The organism is Agarivorans sp. DSG3-1 (assembly GCF_046774965.1).
Lineage (GTDB): Bacteria > Pseudomonadota > Gammaproteobacteria > Enterobacterales > Celerinatantimonadaceae > Agarivorans.
The window spans coordinates 1,640,479-1,658,823 of record NZ_CP177241.1 but is presented as its reverse complement, the minus strand read 5'-3'; the positions used below and the strand labels follow the sequence as shown (position 1 = coordinate 1,658,823).

Here is an 18,345-nt window from a genome sequence, read left to right as displayed (position 1 = left end):
ACCTTATTCGAGCTCTAATTTTTTCTCTTTAGGAACCACCGATTGAGGATCTTGGTGGATCAATACATCGGCCTCAGGCCATTGCGCTAACATAGCGTCTTCAACTTCATCGGCAATTCTATGTGCCTCGTAGAGGATAAGCTTATCATCTAGCTCTAAATGAAGCTGAATAAATTTTGTATGCCCAGACTGGCGGGTGCGAATATCATGCGCGCCCAGTACCCCTGGAATAGCCAGCGCGCAATTATACACCTGTAATTGAAAAGATTCAGGCAACTCTCTATCTAATAAGTTTTGGACCGATTCTTTGCCAATGCCATAAGCGCCATAACAAATGTAAACCGCAATTAGCACCGCGAACAAACCATCGGCCCAATACCAGCCATACTGGCTTAGCAGCAGCGCAACCAGCACTGCGGCATTCATATAAATGTCCATGGCGTAGTGCATCGAATCAGCTTTAATCACGCTATTATTGGTTTTGGCTATGACATAACGCTGGAATATTACTAAACCAATGGTAATTAGTGTGGAGATAATCATTACCGTAATACCTAAGCGGCTGTGCTCAATGGCTTTAGGGTTTAATAATTCAGTAAATCCGCCAAACAACAGCATAATAGCTGAGCCAGTAATAAACGCAGCTTGTGCAACACCTGCTAAGTGTTCCGCTTTGCCGTGGCCAAAGCGATGTTCTTTATCGGGAGGTTGCAGTGCATAACGCACCGCGAGAAGGTTCACTAACGACATGGCAATGTCCATTAGTGAGTCAATCAAAGAGGCAAGAATGCTCACCGCACCAGTATATAAAAATGCCGCGCCTTTAATGACAAGCAAGGCCACCGCTACACAGGTTGCGACCCATGTAGCCAAAGTGACCAAACGTTGATAGCGTTGTTTTTCCACTTCACAAATTCTTTCTCAAGTTTTGTAAAGTATAACGGCTAGTTAACTCTCTGACTGAGCTTTTTTGCTGGCTTTATCCATACGCTTTTGCTGCTTTTCCATTTTTTTGCTGCTCATTTCGATGTATTTTTGCTGTTGTTCCGGCGTTAATACTTGGTAGATCTCTTGCTGAGCTTGCAGCATGTTTAACATACGCGTTTGGTGCTTAGCTTGTTGGATATCAATCAAGGCTTGCGCTGCACTTTCATCAAAAGTTGCAGACGTAATAATTGCCATACGCTGTTCATGCATTGCTTGGTGCTGTTCTTTATCGCCACCTTGAGGCTTGTATTGCTGCATAATGTCTTTAACTTGAACTTTTTGTTCATCAGTTAAATCCAGTTTTTTCATCATTTTCATTGCAGGATGACCACCACGCTTCATGCCATCTTGCATTTTGCCTTTAGCAGCGAAGGCTACCGGTGCAATAACTAAAGCGCCAACGAGGGTAGTAACAAGTAGCTTTTTCATCATATTTTCCTGAGGTCTGTTAAGTCCATTTAAGTCTACAAAAGTGAATGCAAAGTAACTGCAGTAAAGTGTAAAGCTATGTAAAAGCCACAAATTAAACCCCGCAAAGCCGCCCTAGTTTTGTACAATTTGCTTATAAATGTTGAAAAGAGAAACGCCTGTGAAGCTATTATTAATTGATGATGACAAAGAGCTGACCGAATTGTTAGGCGAACTCTTAGAACTAGAAGGATTTAGTTGTGAGGTATGCAACGACGGTTTAAGTGGCTTAGAAAAGCTAAAACAGCAGCGCTATGATTTGGTGCTATTAGACGTAATGATGCCGGGTAAAAATGGCTTTGAAGTATTAAAAGAATTACGCAAAGACAACCAACAGCCAGTACTAATGCTTACCGCGAAAGGCGATGAAATAGACCGTGTATTAGGCTTAGAGCTAGGCGCCGACGATTACTTAGCTAAACCTTTTAGTGAGCGTGAATTACTAGCGCGGATCCGGGCAATTTTACGCCGCACTCAAAGCGCGAGCCCAACAGAGGCAAATCAAGAACTCGTCTGCCATCAAGACTTGAAGTTATCGGTAGCCAAACAGCAAGTACATTGTGACGGCCAAGAGCTAGAACTCACCAGTACTGAGTTACTGCTACTGCAGCATTTATTAGAACAGCCTGGCAAATTATTGGAAAAAGACGCCCTCAATCAAAAAGTATTAGGCAAGCGTCTACAAGCCTTTGACCGCAGCTTAGATATGCATATTAGTAACTTACGCAAAAAGATACCGGCACGTAAAGATCAACTTCCACGGATTAAAACAGTGCGTGGTAAAGGCTATATGTGGCTAGAGTGGTAGTAATGAAGCGTCTAATTAACAACTTATTTGTAAAAATCTTCATCTCATTTTGGATGATCTTGTTGGTCACGGCTTTTGTCTCAATCAACTTATCGAAAATGGTCAGCGAGGATAATTTTAGAGCGCCCTCTTGGGCGCTAAAAAGCTTGCAAGAATTTGCAAAGAGGATTGAGAACAACCCTCAGAAAATGCTCCATCCAAAGCTGGAACCACGCTTTAAAGGGCGATTTGGTAAACCTTTCATTGTGAATGCAAATGGTGAAGTGATTAACCAAACAGATGTGAGTCGCGACATGCGCCGTTTAATCGCGAACCACGATAACCTTGAAGATCCAAGAATCACTCTCGATAAAAAGTACATTCTTATTGGCCCTCAGCAAATAACACTCGATAACCAAAGCTACCTACTCTATGTAGAGCGACGCGCTAAACCTGAGCAAATGCATGCCATTCGTAACTTTGGCGTATCGCCGGTTTTTTTAAGTTTGGTGGCTATTGGGCTTAGCTTAGCCCTGTGTTTTTTGCTTACTCGCCACATTGTAAGGCCACTCAAGAAACTGCAATCGGCAGCAAACAAAGTATCACTTGGCCACTTAGACACTCAACTGCCCGAGATCCATCGCGGCGACGAGGTTGGTCAACTGTCTGATAGCTTGCAACGCATGGTAGATACCCTAAACCAGGCTATTAGCAACCAGCAGCGCTTACTTAGTGACATTTCCCATGAGCTACGCTCGCCACTTACACGAATGAATATGGCGCTGGCCATTCATAAAAAACGCCAAGAGCCGAGCCCAGAAATAGAACGCATTGAACGAGAGTCACAACGTTTAGCAGAGATGATAAACGCACTGTTATCACTCTCGCGTATGCAAGTAAATGCCAAGCAACAACAGCTTGATTTACCCGACCTAATCGACGACATCGTTAACGATTGTGAGTTTGAGGCAGAGCAATTAAACAAAACCTTTACGGCAAGCTACCCACCAAATGTTAGCCTGGTATGTTACCCACAGCTTTTGGCCTCGGCCTTAGAGAACGTTTGCCGTAATGCTTTAAAATACGCTGAACAGCATGTCAGCCTGCAAATAACTCAGCAAGACAATGAGCTAGTGCTGGTTATTCGTGATGATGGGCCAGGCTTAAATGAGGGCGAATTAGAAAGCATTTTCCGGCCATTTTATCGCAGCGGAGAAGCGCGAGATCGCGATAGTGGCGGAGTGGGTTTAGGCTTGGCCATTGCCGAATCAGCGGTTCGCCAACACGGTGGAAGCATTCGCGCGAGCAATCATTCGGCTAAAGGGCTAGAAGTTAGCCTGCGCTTACCACTACAATAGCGCTTTTCGCAGCGACTTGGACTTATCATGATTAACATTGTGCTTTATCAACCAGAAATACCACAAAATACCGGCGCAATAATCCGTTTAGCGGCGAATAGCGGTTGTAACTTACACCTCATCGAACCATTGGGTTTTGCTTGGGATGATAAAAAAGTTAAGCGTGCAGGCTTGGACTACCATGAATTTGCTGAGGTAAAGCGCCATGCCGACTACCAAGCATTTTTGGACACCGAACAGCCCGCCCGATTGTTGGCTTGCACCACCAAAGGCAGCGGTTTTCATAGCGATTTTAGCTTTGAAGCTGGTGACTACTTAATGTTTGGCCCAGAAACTCGTGGTTTGCCCGATGATGTGTTGTCTGAAATCGACAGTAAGTTTCGTTTACGCATTCCTATGTTAGCTGATAGCCGCAGCATGAACTTATCAAACGCAGTATCGGTATTTGCTTACGAAGCTTGGCGCCAACTCGGTTATATTGACGCAGTATAATGCGAAGCCTTTAAGCCGCCTTAAACCAACGCTGTTGATTTAAGGCGCGCTTATATACCCATGCCAAACTCATTCCTCTTAGGGCCATAAAGCCACACAAAGCTAGCCACAAAGCATGGTTACCCCAACCCTGAAACAACCACCACAAAGGGAAAAATCCACCAAAGCTGGCCAGTAGCATAGAGTTACGCATAATCCGCCCTTCCGAGGTCGCAATAAACACCCCATCTAAAATGAAACACCACACCGCCACCAGCGGTAGTAAGACCAACCAATGTAAATACAAGGCTGCGGTTACTCTAATCTCTGGGATATCGGTAAGTAGAGCAACTAAATGCTCTCCAAATACCCCAAACATTACGCTAAACATTACCCCAGCCATCAGCGCTAACCACAAACATTGCTTTATAACATCCACAAACAAACCACGATCTTGTTTTCCCTTGGCTTTACCCGCCAACGCCTCTACCGCGTATGCGAGGCCATCGAGGGCAAAAGAAACAAACATCAAAAAGTTTAGCAATACCGCGTTAGCTGCAACAATGTTATCGCCCAGTCGCGAGCCTTGAAAAGTGATAAAAGCAAAACACAACTGCAGAGATAATGAGCGTAAAAAGATATCTCTGTTCAGGGAAAACAATCCGCTTAAGTGCTTACGGCTAAACCCCTGCCAACACTCAGAGAAACTAGGACGTTGTTTAAAACGACTTAGAAACTGTTGTCGGCACAAATACAAACCTAACAATAATCCCAAATAATCAGCGATCACTGTGGCTAAGGCCGCACCTTGTACCTTCCAATCAAAACCGACTACAAACAAAACATCTAAGCCGATGTTGCAGCTGTTGGTTAAAATAAGTAACAACATAGGTGCTCGAGCATTTTGCATGCCCAGTAACCAGCCTAACAATACGAAATTTAACAAAGCTGCAGGAGCGCCCCAAATTCGCGTAGAAAAGTACTCAGCGGCATAAAATTGAACAAGCTCGCTGCCACCGGCCAAGCTCAGCCCTAAACGTAAAATTGGCGCCTGCAAGGCAAGTAAAGTGAAACCTAACACCAAGGCGAGTAAGGCTGAGTTAAACCCAATACGTTGAAGCTCAGCTCGATCGTTAGCACCCGATGCTTGCGCACTTAAGCCGGTGGTAGACATACGCAAAAAGCCACATAGCCAGAATACCAAGGTAATCATCATTGAGCCGAGAGCCACTCCAGCGAGATAGTAGGAATGATCTAAATGGCCAATGACAGCGGTATCCACCAAACCCAATAAAGGAATAGTGATATTCGACAGAATCATCGGGATGGCAATGGCGGCAATAGCAGAGAAACGCGAATGAGACATGTGGGAGAGAGTCAGAGGTTGATACCGAGAGTGTAAGAGTTCGATACACTCTCGGCAATAGCAATGACTAGCTTAAAACAACGTAATCAGATTATAGCCAGCCACCCGCCAAAAAAACAAACTGAAATAACAGCAACTCCGCTACAGCAAAGCAAACAGCCAATGATCAGCCAGTAAGGCGACAAACAACAGCATCAAATACATTATCGAATAAGCAAACAACTTCATGGCGTCTTTTTGATTATCACCATTGTATAAACGCCATGCCAATTGAATAAAGCGCAAGTTAAGTACACAACTAGCGGCCAAGTAAACCAGTCCACTCATGCCAACTAAAAACGGTAACCAACAGACCGCAAACAATAACAACGAGTACAGCACCACCAGCTTTTTGGTGAAGCTAATGCCATGTGTCACTGGCAGCATAGGAATATTCACTTTTGCGTAATCATCTCTACGAGCAATCGCCAGCGCCCAAAAGTGCGGTGGTGTCCAAGTGAATATCAACATAACAAGCAGCAAAGGCTCAGCCGATACCGCATTGTTTACGGCCGTCCATCCTAGCAATGGCGGCATTGCACCCGCTAAGCCACCAATGACAATGTTCTGTGGCGTAGCGCGCTTTAGCCATAGCGTGTAAACCACTGCATACCCCACTAGGCTCGCAGCAGTAAGCCAAGCAGTCAGCGGGTTCACCCACCAGTACAACATAGCAAATCCAGCCAGCGACAATAGCGACGCCCACAATAATGCCTGCCAACTGGCAATCGCCCCAGTGGGTAACGGGCGATTATGGGTACGCGCCATAGCTGCATCCGCTTCGCTATCAATATAGTGATTAAATGCTGCTGCCCCACCCGCCATTAATCCGATACCCAAATTACCTATGAGCAAGGCTTGCCAAGGCGGAAGGCCAGATGTTGCCAAACAAGCACCCACCACCGCGGTAAGCACAATTAGAGCAACCACTTTAGGTTTGGTTAATTTGTATAGCGCTCGCCAATTTATTCCCTTGTTCAATGAACTAGGCGGGTTAAGCGTGTTCAACTTCGCCATAATGCGTCTCCTTTTGCACAAGTGGTTTTAACTTGGTGGCACTTTGGTAGTGGGCCAAAATCAAGCTAATTAAACATAGCAGCAGCATGGCCGCTATTAAGTTGTGGGCCACCGCAACAGCCAAAGGTACCTGCCAAAGTACATTCGCTACGCCTAGCCCTACTTGGGTAAACAATACATAAATAAGCCGAGAAGCTCGCCCGCGCTCAATGTCGCTATGGCGTCGCTGTATATAACTCAAGGCCAAAATGAATAAGTATAGGGCAGTCACTCCGGCCCAAATGCGATGAGTTACATGCACCGTTTTACGCTGCTCGTGGCTCAATACACCAAACTCGTAATTGCTGCCTGTTCGTTCTGGTAAGGGATGAAAAGCATCTATTTGATAATCATCGCTCCACGCTTCATGGCATAAGGGCAAACCTTGGCAGGAAATGGCCGAATAATTAGCAGAGGTCCAACCGCCTAAGGCAATTTGAATGCTTAGTACTAACAAGCCAACCCACAACCAGCGACCACTGCGTTGCGGTTTGGTAATAGGTCGTTGACGCAACATAAACCAAGTGAACAACAATGCCAGCATTGAAAAACCGCCCAACAAATGCCCCATCACCACAATAGGCATTAACCCTAGAGTCACCGTGAGCATACCAAGGGCGGCTTGAAATATGATCAGCACCACTGAAGCAATAGCAATAAATCGATGTTGTTTACGCCAAACCGCTATCGCCGCTAGCGCCACCACCAGCAAACCTAAACCGCCGGCAAAGTAACGGTGAATCATTTCATTCCAAGCTTTATGCGCTTCAAGCGGGCGTTCAGGAAAAGCAGTCGCGGCATGCTGGATATGTTCTTCAGTTTGAGGCACTGCGAGCTGGCCATAACAACCCGGCCAATCTGGGCACCCTAAACCAGCATCAGTTAATCGCGTGAACGCGCCTAAACCGATCACGACAACGGCAAGTAACATGGCAGCAATTAATCCTTTTTGCATATGCTTCCCTTAGCCTTTATTGGAACCGCGAGTTTTTAATTAAACGTTTTACGTCTGTGATTAAGCCTTTCACTTGCTCATCTCCTTGAGCCGGCTGATAACTTAAAATGACCCAGCCCGTGGGATCAACCACCAACCATTGTTGGTCGTATCCCGCTAAACCTTGATTACTTTGGGTTATTGCCAAACGAGCATAACCTGCATCAATGTTGGCTTCTTTAGCCTCGCTGATTAACGCTAAACGCTGAGTTTTTTGCTTGGCAATGCCCAGTGCTAACCATGCGGTATTCAACCGCGCTAAGTTGTCGCTACACACATCCAAACAATCATCTTTTATGACTTGAGCAATCGACCACTTACCGACTTGATAATTTTCTAATTGCATTGGCGGCTCTAACCATTGGCCATGGCTTAAAGCCCCCCGTTCAAACCAGCCCATTTTAAGTACGACCCAGGCCAGAATTAATGGCACTAAAAATACTGAAGCAAGTAACAGCATGGTTTTTTGGTGACTTCTCATAAACCTTCCTTGTTTCTATTTTGCCAACAAAAATAGCCCGTCAGCCCGCTAGCCACTAACGCCATTAACAACCACTGCAAAGCGTAGCCCTTATGTTTTTCAGGAGATATAGACACCAGCTGCTCTGGTGAATGTTCTAATTGGCTATCCAATACAAAAGGTAATAAATCAATGCCCCAGTACTCAGCTAAGGCATCGATATTGACTTGCTGAACCCGTAAACCTTGCGGAAACGCTTCTAACCAATGTTGCTTATCCAACACCACCGGTAAACTCACCTCGCGTAAACGATATCGATTTGGCAAAGCATCAGTATTTAACGCTTGTGGCAGTTCAGCGCGTTGATAAGAAGCAGGTTGCCAAGCCAAGCGCACTAATACATTGCCTTGCGGAGTGGTCGCCAAGGTATAGGCGTCGTAACCCACTTTTCCCTGCTCTACTTGGTTGTCTAGCCAAAGATTGGCGCCCACTGCGTGAATTGTTGAAACTTTTACTATCTGAAACGGCACTGCTCCATTCATTTGAACCTTATCGAGACTTGTTTCTACTAGCGACTGCTGTTGATACTGATCCAATAATTGCTGTTTTTGTTCACTACGTTGCCATTGCCACAATGAAAGCTTGACCATCAGCGCTATCAGCGCAACCATAAGCAATACAAACAGTATCAAGCGGTAGGAAACTGTTTTTTTATCAGTCTGTTGAGAGAGCTTGCTTATGTTCATTAAAATACTGATTACCGCACTCGTTCTGTTTGTTGTGGTAAATATGGTGTTAGCACTTCGCGTTATGCTTAAAGGCGGCGAGAAACCAATGACTCATTATCTAGCTAGGCGCTTAATGATAAGCGCATTAGTTCTCATCGTTGTGTTACTCGCCATGTCGTTGGGATACATTCAACCCAACCCTCGCCCTTATTAGTTAGAGCACGTATACAAACAAGAATAGACACAACCACACCACGTCTACAAAGTGCCAATACCAACTGGAAGCCATAAAGGCGAAATGGCTCTTCCCGGTAAAATGGCCTTTTAGTACTCGCAAAAACATCACTGTTAGCATGATTGCGCCCAGCGTTACGTGTAAACCATGAAAACCCGTCAATAAGAAGAAGGTATTTCCGTAAATACCTGAATCAAGCCTTAGCCCCATTTCTTGGTAAGCGTGCACATACTCTTCTACTTGGAAAAATAAGAATGCAAAGCCCAGTACCAAGGTAATAGCTAGCCATAATTTGAGCGGGCCGCGCTTATCTTTTTCCAAACTCACGTGAGCAAAATGTAGGGTGAATGAAGATATCACCAATATAACGGTGTTAAGTAGTGGCAAGCCGTACCAGCCCATTGCCTCGGTGGTAGTACCGCCGGGGGTTTGAATAAGTGGCCAAATGGCTTCAAATTCAGGCCATAACACAGCCCCGGTCATTTCATTATTGCCTGCGCCACCTAACCATGGCACCGCGATCATTCGGGCGTAAAATAGTGCACCAAAAAATGCACCAAAGAACATGATTTCAGAGAAAATAAACCAGCTCATGCCTTGACGAAATGAACGATCCATTTGGGCGCTGTATAAGCCATCCATACTTTCTTGAATAACATTACCAAACCAACCAAATAGCATGGTAATAATCACCACAAAACCACAGGTTAATACCCAAAGGCCGTAGCTTTGCTCGCTACCCATTTGTTGAACGCTAAAACCCGCGCCCATAGCGATGAGGAATAAACCTACCGCGCCAACAATTGGCCAAATACTTTGGGCAGGTACGTAATACTTATCATAAGGCTGCGTCATTGCTCACCTCTCCATCAGCACGTGTTTGTGCAGTTTCAGATTCATTTAGCTCAGCACCCTCTACCGCAAATAAGGTGTAAGCCAAGGTTAATGTGTTTATATCTTCAGGTAATTCGGGGTCGACATAAAAAAACAAAGGCATGTCTTGTTGCTCACCCGGTGCGAGGGTTTGTTGTTCAAAACAAAAACAACTCACTTTTTTAAGATGATTAGCCGCGAGACCAGGGCTTACCGAAGGCACTGCTTGCACTGTTCCTCGGCGAGCGGTGAAGTTACTGGCGCTAAAATCGACTTGTAAGGTTTCACCTGGATGAACTTTCACCCGGTTAACCTTGGGGCCAAATTTCCAGTTAAGTCCCTGTGGCACGTAACTTATAAACTCCACCGTAACTATACGCTGCTCATCGGTAGCCATACTTACTTCGCTAGCTGTTTTGGCGGTTTTTCCGTTAATGCCGGTGACTTTGCAGAATACGTCGTACAAAGGCACTAAGGCATAACCAAAGCCAAACATAGCCACCACTACCAATAGCAGTCGCACAACTAAGCGGCGATGGCCAAGCATCTTATTTAATCTCCGGTGGAGTAGTGAAGCTGTGATAAGGCGCAGGCGAAGGCAGGTTATCCCACTCTAAGCCTTCGGCACCTTCCCACGGTTTAGCAGGAGCAGGCTCTCCACTGCGAATACACTTAATCACCAAGTACAAGAAGATGAACTGCGATAAACCAAAGGCAAAACCACCAATACTCACGATTGCGTTTACATCAGCAAATTGCAGAGCGTAATCAGGGATCCTGCGAGGCATTCCTCCCAAACCTAAAAAGTGCATAGGGAAAAACAGCACATTTACTGATACCAGCGAGCACCAGAAGTGCAATCTACCTAAGCCTTCGTCATACATTCTGCCCGACCATTTGGGTAGCCAATAATAAGCCGCAGCCATAATCGAGAAGATGGCTCCTGTCACCAATACATAGTGGAAGTGCGCCACCACAAAGTAGGTATCGTGGTACTGAAAATCCACCGGAGTAATCGCCAGCATCAAACCTGAGAAACCACCAATGGTGAACAGTACAATAAAGGCAATCGCAAACAACATGGGGGTTTCAAAAGTTAAAGAGCCTTTCCACATAGTGGCGACCCAGTTAAATACCTTCACCCCTGTGGGCACCGAAATCAACATGGTACAGAACATGAAAAATAGTTCTGCTTCCACCGGCATTCCAGTGGTAAACATATGGTGCGCCCACACCACAAAGCTTAGTCCTGCGATAGACGCCGTGGCGTAAACCATCGAAGAATAACCAAACAGCGGTTTGCGAGAGAACGCGGGAACAATTGCCGAGATAATGCCAAAGGAGGGCAGAATCATAATGTAAACTTCAGGATGGCCGAAGAACCAGAAAATATGCTGGAACAACACCGGGTCCCCCCCTCCCGCAGCATCAAAGAAGGAGGTTCCAAAGTATTTATCAGTTAACACCATTGTCACCGCCCCCGCCAATACCGGCATTACCGCTATCAGCAAAAAGGCCGTAATAAACCAAGTCCATACAAACAACGGCAGCTTCATGTAGGTCATACCTGGGGCGCGTAAGTTCATAATGGTAACAATCACGTTAATCGCTCCCATGATCGAACTTATCCCCATAATATGTATCGCAAACACAAATAGGGCGGTGCTGTCTGGGCTGTACTTAGTTGATAACGGAGCGTAAAAAGTCCAACCAAAATTGGGGCCGCCACCTTCCATAAACAGCGATGCCAACAGAATGCTGAAGGCAAAGGGTAAAATCCAGAAGCTCCAGTTATTCATGCGTGGCAAAGCCATATCCGGCGCGCCAATCATCATTGGTACTAACCAGTTAGCTAAGCCCGTAAAGGCTGGCATCACCGCACCAAATACCATGATAAGGCCATGCACCGTAGTCATTTGATTAAAGAAATTAGGCTCAACCAGTTGCAAGCCTGGTTGGAACAGCTCGGCGCGAATAATCATCGCCATGGCTCCACCAACAATAAACATGGCAAAGCTGAACCATAAGTACATTGAACCAATGTCTTTATGGTTGGTGGTTAGTACCCAACGCATTAATCCGCGAGGGGCATGGTGGTGTTCTTCATGGTCTGAGTGAACGTCACTAATCGTGCTCATTGTCTGTCTCCCTACTGCGCTGCGTTTTGCACGGCCACAACATCCTTGGCCTGCACTAAGTCACCCGTATCATTACCCCAAGCATTTCGCTCATAAGTAATCACCGCAGCTAGCTCTTTCAAACCAAGCTGTTTACCAAAGGCTTGCATGGCTGTGCCAGGCTCGCCATTTACCACCACTTCAATATGTTTAGTCACATCACCTAACGCGATTGGACTGTCTTTTAAAGCGGGGAACACGCCAGGTAAACCTAAGCCGTTAACTTGGTGACAAGCAGCACAGCTTTTCTCATACACTTTTTCGCCTAACGACATCAGCTCATCTTGCTGCATCGTCATGGCCACCAGTTCTAGCTCTTGCGCTTGCTTGGCTAAATAGGCAGCTTCTTTCTCTGCCAACCAAGCATCATATTCGGCTTGGGGTTTGGCAATGACAACAATAGGCATAAAGCCATGGTCTTTTCCACATAGCTCAGCACATTGGCCACGGTAAATGCCGGGTTTATCAATGATGGTCCATGCTTCGTTAATAAAACCTGGGTTAGCATCTTTTTTAACTGCAAAGTCAGGCACCCACCAAGAGTGAATAACGTCTTCAGAGGTCATGAGGAAGCGGACTTTTTTACCGATTGGCAATACGAGGGGGTGGTCAACTTCAAGCAAATAGTTTTTGCGCTTTTCCAGTTTGCCGTTTACTTCATCCCAATCAGATGCCATTACACTGTAAAACTCTAAATCTTGGTCAAAGTACTTGTAGTGCCACTTCCACTGGGAACCTGTCACTTGAATGGTAATGTCGGCATCGGAAGGGTCTTCCATTGCCAGTAAGGTTTTAGTGGCTGGAATCGCCATGCCTATCAAAATGATAAAGGGAATAATGGTCCAAATAATTTCCACTTTAGTGCTTTCGTGGAATTGAGCAGGAACCGCTCCTTTGGATTTACGGTGATGGTAAATCGACCAAAACATAGCGCCAAATACCAAAACACCAATGGCACAACAAATATAGAAAATTGTCATGTGCAAGCCATAAACTTGCTCACTGATGGCAGTAACACCAGGACGTAAATTAAAAGACATCTCTTGCGCAAACAAATGCGACGAAAAAAATGTCAGCAATAATAGCTGAATCCATCGGCCCACAGCGCTCTCCTTTGCAGTAGCCAACGACAACAACTTTCCATGCTAGGAAAGTAGCTGCGAATAAAGGGAAAATCCCCACCCCAAAAGCATAGGCTATTACAGCTAAATACAACCTACTGCTTATAAATTAACCCCTAAGTTAAAGAAATGTAAATACATTGTTGAGATTTTTGTGGATAAAGACAAAAGATGTGATGCTAACGACAAAAGCCCAAATCAGAGTGATTTGGGCTTCAAAATGGGGAACTTATTGTTGAATAAGGCTTACATCCAATCGGCAGTGCGAATAATACCTACCGCTAAACCTTCTATTTCGATGTTCTGATATTCAAGATCAACTTCAATGGTTGATAACTCTTCATTCTCAGGATGTAAGTACACCATCTTGCCGTCACGCTCAAAACGTTTAACCGTAACATCTTCATCTAAACGAGCCACAACCACCTGTCCATTGTGTACCTCGGTAGTTTTATGCACGGCTAATAAATCACCATCCATAATGCCGATATCTTTCATGCTCATGCCCTGTACTCGCAGTAAATAATCGGCATGCGGATTAAATAAGTTAGCATCTACGGCGTAATGAGATTCAACGTGCTCCTGCGCCAAAATAGGCTCACCCGCAGCAACTTGCCCGATTAACGGCAAGCCTGGCTCGGGTTCTACAGTGGCTTCATTCGCGCTAGCCGGCAAGTACGCTTCGCTAATACGGATCCCTCGCGACGCACCAGGAATCATTTCAATCGCACCTTTTTTAGCTAAAGCTCTAAGGTGTTCTTCTGCTGCATTAGCCGAGCGGAATCCTAGTTCTTTAGCAATTTCGGCACGCGTTGGAGGCATACCAGTATCGTTAATATGGCGGCGAATAAGTTCAAACACTTCTGTTTGGCGGGGCGTTAAGGGCTTCATAGTCTACCTGTAAGTTTATACAGCACACTGTTAGTATATACAGCATACATTTTGACGCAAGGTTTTATCTTAATTCTGATTTTGTTACTGTTGATTCAAAGTGATAGGAGGCAATAATGACCCTTGAGATAATCGAAATATCAGCCCAATATGACCAAGATCTACAGCGAATAATCAAACAGGTTGGCCAAGAATATGGCGCGGTAGGAGAAGGCTTTGGCCCCTCTGATGCTGAAGTCGATAATATGAGTCAGCACTATACACAGCAAAATCGTAGTAGATATGTGGTCGCTTTGTTAGATGGCAAGGTCGTTGGCGGCTGCGGCATTGCGCCTTTTGCCGATAGTAAAGATACCAGTGAGTTAAAAAAGTTATTTTTGCTAGAAGAAGGTAGAGGCCAAGGTCTCGGTAAAAAGCTCTCTTTAGCCTGCCTAGCATTTGCCTTAGAGCAGGGATTTTCTCGCTGTTACCTAGACACGCTTAGCAATATGTCGGCAGCGATTAAACTATACGAAGGCCTCGGTTTTAAACACTTATCCGCACCTTTACAAGGTACAGCCCATAATGGCTGCAATGTTTGGATGCTAAAGCAACTTTTAAAGCAGGGAACTTAACAATAGCGCTAATCCTGACAGGATAGCGCTATCGAAATTTTCTTTTGAAAAAAACTTACTATTGCTGAAGCTCAAATGCACCAATATCTACGCCCGCACCTGATATCCTTGCACTTCCTGCTAAATCCTTACTCGGTAGCTCAAGGTTATCAACACCAGTATCAATGGCCTCGCTAGTCAAATTCAAACTGAAGTCACTCTCTAGCCCTTGAGAGATCTTGTCGCTTACAATGTTACTTTCGTTCACAAACTCACTATTATTTAGTAGCTCTGTAAAACGAGATGAAAACAAGTTATGACGAGTAACGCTTTGCTCACCGCTAACGCTAAATACTGAACCATCGAGTTCTGAGTCATCAACACTCTCTAAGTTGTCCGTCAGTGCGACAATATTGTTTTCAAAAACAATGGCGGATAATGGAAAGAGCGAGTGGTCACTAAAGAAAGAATACATATCTATTAGAGTATTATTGCTTACTTTTACAGATTCTTTAAGCTGCTCTGATTCTGCTTGACCCAGTGAGTTTCCAATTAGCGTCGCTCGGCTGTTTTGCAAAACAATAAGATTATTGTTCACCGATGAGCCCGGCGGTAAGTTAATAAGTGCACCATTCGTGTCTTTCACATTTATGGAGTTGTGAGTAATTCGTATAGGCTTATCTGAAGTAATCATTGAGCCGCGATAACCAGAAATGTGGATAGCACTGTTAACAATACTCCCCCCGCTCACCTTTATTGCACTGTCTGTATCAGCAATAACGTGTAGATTTAGACCATCAATGTGTAACTCAGAAGTACTGGTTATCGAGGCTCCATCTGCATAAGCACCTGACTTTAACCACAATTCTGTATTAGCATCCCCTTTCAAGGTTAAGTTTCTATCAAAAGTAACGCTACCACTGTAGATCCCAGGCGCTATGTTTAATATCGTCTCACCAACTTCTAGCTCAACAGCTTGAGCCTTCAACTCCGCCATCGATGAAGTAATCGCGAGCAAACTTGAAAACTGTTGCTCATACACCAAGCTACCATCTTTGTAGTCTTTCACATTGATGCCAATACTCACTTTTCCATGAGCACTTGGTTTAGATAGCACCAGTTCGACAGAAGGATTACGAAAAGATGGCACATCACACTGAACTAACTTAGAAGAAAAGGTGCACACCATTTCATCGTCTAAAACATTAATTCCAACAATCTCCATTCCCAATGAACTGCTTGGTAAACTAATATCTAAAGCCTGCTCTAGATAGCGACTGCTATCGATTTCTAATTTATAGAAGAACTCATCTTTGATGTCGTCTAAAACAACCGCAAAATCGTTAGCATTAATCCTGCTTTCTGTATAAGGTCGTTGGTGAAGTGTTAGACTGCGTGAAAACGAAGGTTCTTCCTGTGCTGAAGTCATTAGTGGGTTATTAAAATCAAGTGCAATTTTATGCTTCGTTTCACCTACGTCTAGACTTCTATTTTTAAACTCTAATATAGCTAAATCTAAGTTTTCGAGAGGGTGGTTTTGGTAACCTATAAAATCTGAATAATCTGTGACATTACACTTTAGTAAATTATTTTCTATAGAACAGTGGTCACTTTCTTCAATATTCCATTCGATAGTTTCCGGGAAACTCACTGTAAACGAAAAATCGCTGATCGCATCAGCTAAACGTTTATCTATATTTCCAAATAACCGTAACGTGTAACTGGAACTTTCAAGCCCAACCAATGTATCTATAAACGAGTTAGGTATACCGATGTTGATAGAAGGTTTAGACGTTGCATCTACAGGAGAAGAATCAATACCAACAAACTCTAAATAATTCGACCACCCATCTCCATCGTCATCATCCTCTCCATTTGCTTCAAGATGGTCAAGCCCATAATAAATCTCCCAACCATCCCACATTCCATCACCGTCGCTATCATTTAAGTTGCTGAGAACTCTGTGGGTTAGAAAATGTAAAGGAGCTTCCCTAACTGTCGAGTTTGACTCATCAAAGGGAAATAACTCTAGATTGTTTTTCTTCGGATTTGGATTAAATGTAGTGCTATACGAGCTTGAGTCGCCCTTAACAGTGAAGTGCCCGTCGTCAACATTTAGCCCTGACATTAACAATTGGTCACTTGTTAAATCTACACGACCATGATCCCCCAAATAAATACTACCCTTTACCTCAACCATATTTCCACTATTGGCATTCGACTCAAGCCAGGAGACGTTATCTAAGAGTATTTGCTGAGCTTGATTCTCATCAGTCATGATCAAGTTCATGCGTGTATCTTTGGTGAGGCTGCGGGTAATACGGAAGTCAACATTACCATTGAGCTGAGTATAGTGATTTGAGTTAGAAGAGATGGAGAAATCCGTGTACTTAACCGAGTAATTATCTAAATAATGTCCACTAGCACTATTCAAAGCCTTAATTGTTAGAGTGTATGAACCATTGACTGTTGCATTGTTTATAAGGCATTCATTAAATGAGACTGATACCTCTCCTAACCAGGTGCTTGTATCTACATCGCTATGCTCTTCAAAGTTTCCGCTATCACAGCTTAGAGAAGAGTATAGGCCAGGAAAATCCCCAATACCGAACATTAAATACAAAAAGCTATCAGGGGAAATAAGATCTTTAGCGCTTAGTTCCCCATTGCTTTTAAGTTGAGAAGAATAAAACGCAGCACGAGAAAACTGATGTGCGTTAGCAGAATTAACCACCGCTAATTCTTCGCTTCCTTCGTATTGAGCTCTAGCCTCACTTATTGAACTGGAACCTGACGAACCACCACAACCTACGAGAGTGTGAATGGAAGCGGCAAATAGCCCGCATAATATGATATTGTATTTCATGGTTAAGAATCCCTTCATGCTAATGAAGACATTCTATTATTCTTTGTATTAATTACTTATTTTTGTACTAAAAGATAGCCATAGATCACAGCTAAGCCAATGAAAAGTATATTTAAAACAACAAACAGCTCTTGAAAGCCCTTTCAAAAAAGCTTTTAAAAAAACTATTAAGGCGCGATAGATTCGTAATAAGATCGGTGTCTTGAGCGACTGAATAAGAATACGAGCAAAAGACTACTAAACATAAAAACCGAAGCTGGCTCACTCACTCTTGTCGCCTCTGCAACAATCAGTACAGGGTTAATGTCTATCCAGAAATAATCGTTATCATTTTGAACGAGAGGACTACGGAAGATGCGCTCAACTTCTGGCTCGGTAATTAATGTGCGATTGTTGAGGCTTGGATTCATTAGGTAAGCGCCAGACAAGTGCGGTAGGCCTAAATTGTGGCCTAACTCGTGAGCCAGCAACTCTCCGCCTAAACTGCCCGCGGCGTAACTAGATTCAACCACAAAATCGTTTCCAAAATACTCCCCACAACCCACTATCCCTCGATTGATTTGCGATCCGCAGGCGCTAATTGTGTCGATAAAATAAAAATTGACCACATTAGAGGGGCCAACATGCTGACTAAAAAGTTGGCTCACCTCCGCACTGGTAGTGATATCCAATAGCTCGGGAAAAACCAATTCGGTGGCGCTACCAATGCGGATATCAATGATGTTTTGACCAAAAGTAGCTTGAGAATAAATGCTATCAAGAGCGGCTTCTTGAGTAGTAATAAACGCAGCATGAACAAAGGGAGTGGTAAGTAGTGAAATGCCGAAAATCGCCGCACGTGTAAACAATTTCATGATGGGTTCCTTAGCCGGGTA

Annotated in this window: 19 protein-coding genes; 5 read left to right on the top strand and 14 right to left on the bottom strand. The window is 44.3% G+C overall.

Annotated elements, in window-relative coordinates; translation table 11 throughout:
* Positions 1 to 3: 3 nt before the first annotated feature.
* Together ACLD71_RS07800 and ACLD71_RS07795 are read right to left on the bottom strand one after the other, a co-directional pair.
* Positions 4 to 906, bottom strand: coding sequence for a cation diffusion facilitator family transporter (locus tag ACLD71_RS07800; protein ID WP_411993966.1), 903 nt, complete (start codon positions 904 to 906; stop codon positions 4 to 6).
* 42 nt (positions 907 to 948) lie between these two features.
* On the bottom strand, positions 949 to 1,419 hold the full coding sequence (locus tag ACLD71_RS07795) for a Spy/CpxP family protein refolding chaperone (protein WP_411993964.1): 471 nt from the start codon (positions 1,417 to 1,419) through the stop codon (positions 949 to 951).
* Between the two features lie 157 nt (positions 1,420 to 1,576).
* Here ACLD71_RS07795 and ACLD71_RS07790 point away from each other — a divergent pair, with 157 nt between their 5' ends.
* From ACLD71_RS07790 to trmL, 3 genes are read left to right on the top strand one after another with little or no spacing between them, the layout of a single operon-like run.
* Positions 1,577 to 2,263 (top strand): response regulator, encoded by a 687-nt coding sequence (locus ACLD71_RS07790; protein WP_411993962.1) that lies wholly within the window; start codon positions 1,577 to 1,579, stop codon positions 2,261 to 2,263.
* 2 nt (positions 2,264 to 2,265) lie between these two features.
* Positions 2,266 to 3,600: an ATP-binding protein gene (locus tag ACLD71_RS07785; protein WP_411993960.1), complete on the top strand. Its 1,335-nt coding sequence runs from the start codon at positions 2,266 to 2,268 to the stop codon at positions 3,598 to 3,600.
* A gap of 27 nt (positions 3,601 to 3,627) precedes the next feature.
* Entirely contained in the window at positions 3,628 to 4,092 is a 465-nt protein-coding gene (trmL, locus tag ACLD71_RS07780) for a tRNA (uridine(34)/cytosine(34)/5-carboxymethylaminomethyluridine(34)-2'-O)-methyltransferase TrmL (RefSeq protein ID WP_137674797.1), read from the top strand.
* 10 nt (positions 4,093 to 4,102) lie between these two features.
* Here the strand turns inward: trmL and dinF are convergent, their stop codons facing one another.
* From dinF to ACLD71_RS07755, 5 genes are all read right to left on the bottom strand, one after another.
* Complete coding sequence (gene dinF, locus ACLD71_RS07775) at positions 4,103 to 5,437, bottom strand: MATE family efflux transporter DinF (protein ID WP_411993958.1); 1,335 nt, start codon at positions 5,435 to 5,437, stop codon at positions 4,103 to 4,105.
* Between the two features lie 141 nt (positions 5,438 to 5,578).
* The gene (gene cyoE, locus ACLD71_RS07770; RefSeq protein WP_174235973.1) at positions 5,579 to 6,493 is read right to left on the bottom strand and encodes a heme o synthase; all 915 of its coding nucleotides are present in this window, start codon (positions 6,491 to 6,493) and stop codon (positions 5,579 to 5,581) included.
* The gene (locus tag ACLD71_RS07765) at positions 6,471 to 7,487 is read right to left on the bottom strand and encodes a COX15/CtaA family protein (RefSeq protein ID WP_411993956.1); all 1,017 of its coding nucleotides are present in this window, start codon (positions 7,485 to 7,487) and stop codon (positions 6,471 to 6,473) included. Before ACLD71_RS07765 ends, cyoE begins: the two co-directional genes overlap by 23 nt.
* A 16-nt stretch (positions 7,488 to 7,503) precedes the next feature.
* Complete coding sequence (locus tag ACLD71_RS07760) at positions 7,504 to 8,007, bottom strand: hypothetical protein (protein ID WP_137674800.1); 504 nt, start codon at positions 8,005 to 8,007, stop codon at positions 7,504 to 7,506.
* Positions 8,004 to 8,732 (bottom strand): SURF1 family protein, encoded by a 729-nt coding sequence (locus ACLD71_RS07755; RefSeq protein WP_411993954.1) that lies wholly within the window; start codon positions 8,730 to 8,732, stop codon positions 8,004 to 8,006. The genes ACLD71_RS07760 and ACLD71_RS07755 overlap by 4 nt, the downstream gene beginning before the upstream one ends.
* Between ACLD71_RS07755 and ACLD71_RS07750 the strand changes: the two genes are divergently transcribed.
* The gene (locus tag ACLD71_RS07750) at positions 8,725 to 8,928 is read left to right on the top strand and encodes a DUF2909 domain-containing protein (protein ID WP_137674802.1); all 204 of its coding nucleotides are present in this window, start codon (positions 8,725 to 8,727) and stop codon (positions 8,926 to 8,928) included. The genes ACLD71_RS07755 and ACLD71_RS07750 overlap by 8 nt on opposite strands.
* Here ACLD71_RS07750 and ACLD71_RS07745 read toward each other — a convergent pair whose 3' ends face one another.
* The 5 genes from ACLD71_RS07745 to lexA form a co-directional block, all read right to left on the bottom strand.
* Positions 8,929 to 9,804 carry a cytochrome c oxidase subunit 3 gene (locus ACLD71_RS07745; RefSeq protein ID WP_137674803.1) on the bottom strand — a complete coding sequence of 292 codons (876 nt, stop codon included), beginning with the start codon at positions 9,802 to 9,804 and terminating at the stop codon, positions 8,929 to 8,931. It lies immediately after the preceding gene.
* Positions 9,788 to 10,369 carry a cytochrome c oxidase assembly protein gene (locus ACLD71_RS07740; RefSeq protein ID WP_411993952.1) on the bottom strand — a complete coding sequence of 194 codons (582 nt, stop codon included), beginning with the start codon at positions 10,367 to 10,369 and terminating at the stop codon, positions 9,788 to 9,790. Before ACLD71_RS07740 ends, ACLD71_RS07745 begins: the two co-directional genes overlap by 17 nt.
* Position 10,370: 1 nt before the next feature.
* Complete coding sequence (ctaD, locus tag ACLD71_RS07735; protein ID WP_137674805.1) at positions 10,371 to 11,960, bottom strand: cytochrome c oxidase subunit I; 1,590 nt, start codon at positions 11,958 to 11,960, stop codon at positions 10,371 to 10,373.
* A gap of 11 nt (positions 11,961 to 11,971) precedes the next feature.
* The gene (gene coxB / locus ACLD71_RS07730; RefSeq protein WP_201798771.1) at positions 11,972 to 13,039 is read right to left on the bottom strand and encodes a cytochrome c oxidase subunit II; all 1,068 of its coding nucleotides are present in this window, start codon (positions 13,037 to 13,039) and stop codon (positions 11,972 to 11,974) included.
* A gap of 327 nt (positions 13,040 to 13,366) precedes the next feature.
* Entirely contained in the window at positions 13,367 to 14,011 is a 645-nt protein-coding gene (gene lexA / locus ACLD71_RS07725) for a transcriptional repressor LexA (RefSeq protein WP_411993950.1), read from the bottom strand.
* A 116-nt stretch (positions 14,012 to 14,127) separates the two neighbouring features.
* Here lexA and ACLD71_RS07720 point away from each other — a divergent pair, with 116 nt between their 5' ends.
* Entirely contained in the window at positions 14,128 to 14,625 is a 498-nt protein-coding gene (locus ACLD71_RS07720; RefSeq protein ID WP_411993948.1) for a GNAT family N-acetyltransferase, read from the top strand.
* A gap of 58 nt (positions 14,626 to 14,683) precedes the next feature.
* Here the strand turns inward: ACLD71_RS07720 and ACLD71_RS07715 are convergent, their stop codons facing one another.
* Both ACLD71_RS07715 and ACLD71_RS07710 read right to left on the bottom strand, forming a co-directional pair.
* Positions 14,684 to 17,470, bottom strand: a complete 2,787-nt coding sequence (locus ACLD71_RS07715; protein ID WP_411993947.1) for a choice-of-anchor Q domain-containing protein — start codon at positions 17,468 to 17,470, stop codon at positions 14,684 to 14,686.
* A 167-nt stretch (positions 17,471 to 17,637) separates the two neighbouring features.
* Positions 17,638 to 18,324 carry a hypothetical protein gene (locus tag ACLD71_RS07710; RefSeq protein ID WP_411993945.1) on the bottom strand — a complete coding sequence of 229 codons (687 nt, stop codon included), beginning with the start codon at positions 18,322 to 18,324 and terminating at the stop codon, positions 17,638 to 17,640.
* Positions 18,325 to 18,345 lie beyond the last annotated feature (21 nt).

Coding starts and splice junctions, on each gene's coding strand:
- ACLD71_RS07795 (WP_411993964.1), bottom strand. CDS start 1,419: ATGATGAAAAAGCTACTTGTTACTACCCTCGTTGGCGCTTTAGTTATT.
- cyoE (WP_174235973.1), bottom strand. CDS start 6,493: ATGGCGAAGTTGAACACGCTTAACCCGCCTAGTTCATTGAACAAGGGA.
- ACLD71_RS07750 (WP_137674802.1), top strand. CDS start 8,725: ATGTTCATTAAAATACTGATTACCGCACTCGTTCTGTTTGTTGTGGTA.
- ACLD71_RS07760 (WP_137674800.1), bottom strand. CDS start 8,007: ATGAGAAGTCACCAAAAAACCATGCTGTTACTTGCTTCAGTATTTTTA.
- coxB (WP_201798771.1), bottom strand. CDS start 13,039: ATGTCTTTTAATTTACGTCCTGGTGTTACTGCCATCAGTGAGCAAGTT.
- ACLD71_RS07740 (WP_411993952.1), bottom strand. CDS start 10,369: ATGCTTGGCCATCGCCGCTTAGTTGTGCGACTGCTATTGGTAGTGGTG.
- ACLD71_RS07710 (WP_411993945.1), bottom strand. CDS start 18,324: ATGAAATTGTTTACACGTGCGGCGATTTTCGGCATTTCACTACTTACC.
- lexA (WP_411993950.1), bottom strand. CDS start 14,011: ATGAAGCCCTTAACGCCCCGCCAAACAGAAGTGTTTGAACTTATTCGC.
- ACLD71_RS07720 (WP_411993948.1), top strand. CDS start 14,128: ATGACCCTTGAGATAATCGAAATATCAGCCCAATATGACCAAGATCTA.
- ACLD71_RS07745 (WP_137674803.1), bottom strand. CDS start 9,804: ATGACGCAGCCTTATGATAAGTATTACGTACCTGCCCAAAGTATTTGG.
- ctaD (WP_137674805.1), bottom strand. CDS start 11,960: ATGAGCACGATTAGTGACGTTCACTCAGACCATGAAGAACACCACCAT.
- ACLD71_RS07765 (WP_411993956.1), bottom strand. CDS start 7,487: ATGCAAAAAGGATTAATTGCTGCCATGTTACTTGCCGTTGTCGTGATC.
- ACLD71_RS07715 (WP_411993947.1), bottom strand. CDS start 17,470: ATGAAATACAATATCATATTATGCGGGCTATTTGCCGCTTCCATTCAC.
- trmL (WP_137674797.1), top strand. CDS start 3,628: ATGATTAACATTGTGCTTTATCAACCAGAAATACCACAAAATACCGGC.
- ACLD71_RS07785 (WP_411993960.1), top strand. CDS start 2,266: ATGAAGCGTCTAATTAACAACTTATTTGTAAAAATCTTCATCTCATTT.
- ACLD71_RS07755 (WP_411993954.1), bottom strand. CDS start 8,732: ATGAACATAAGCAAGCTCTCTCAACAGACTGATAAAAAAACAGTTTCC.
- dinF (WP_411993958.1), bottom strand. CDS start 5,437: ATGTCTCATTCGCGTTTCTCTGCTATTGCCGCCATTGCCATCCCGATG.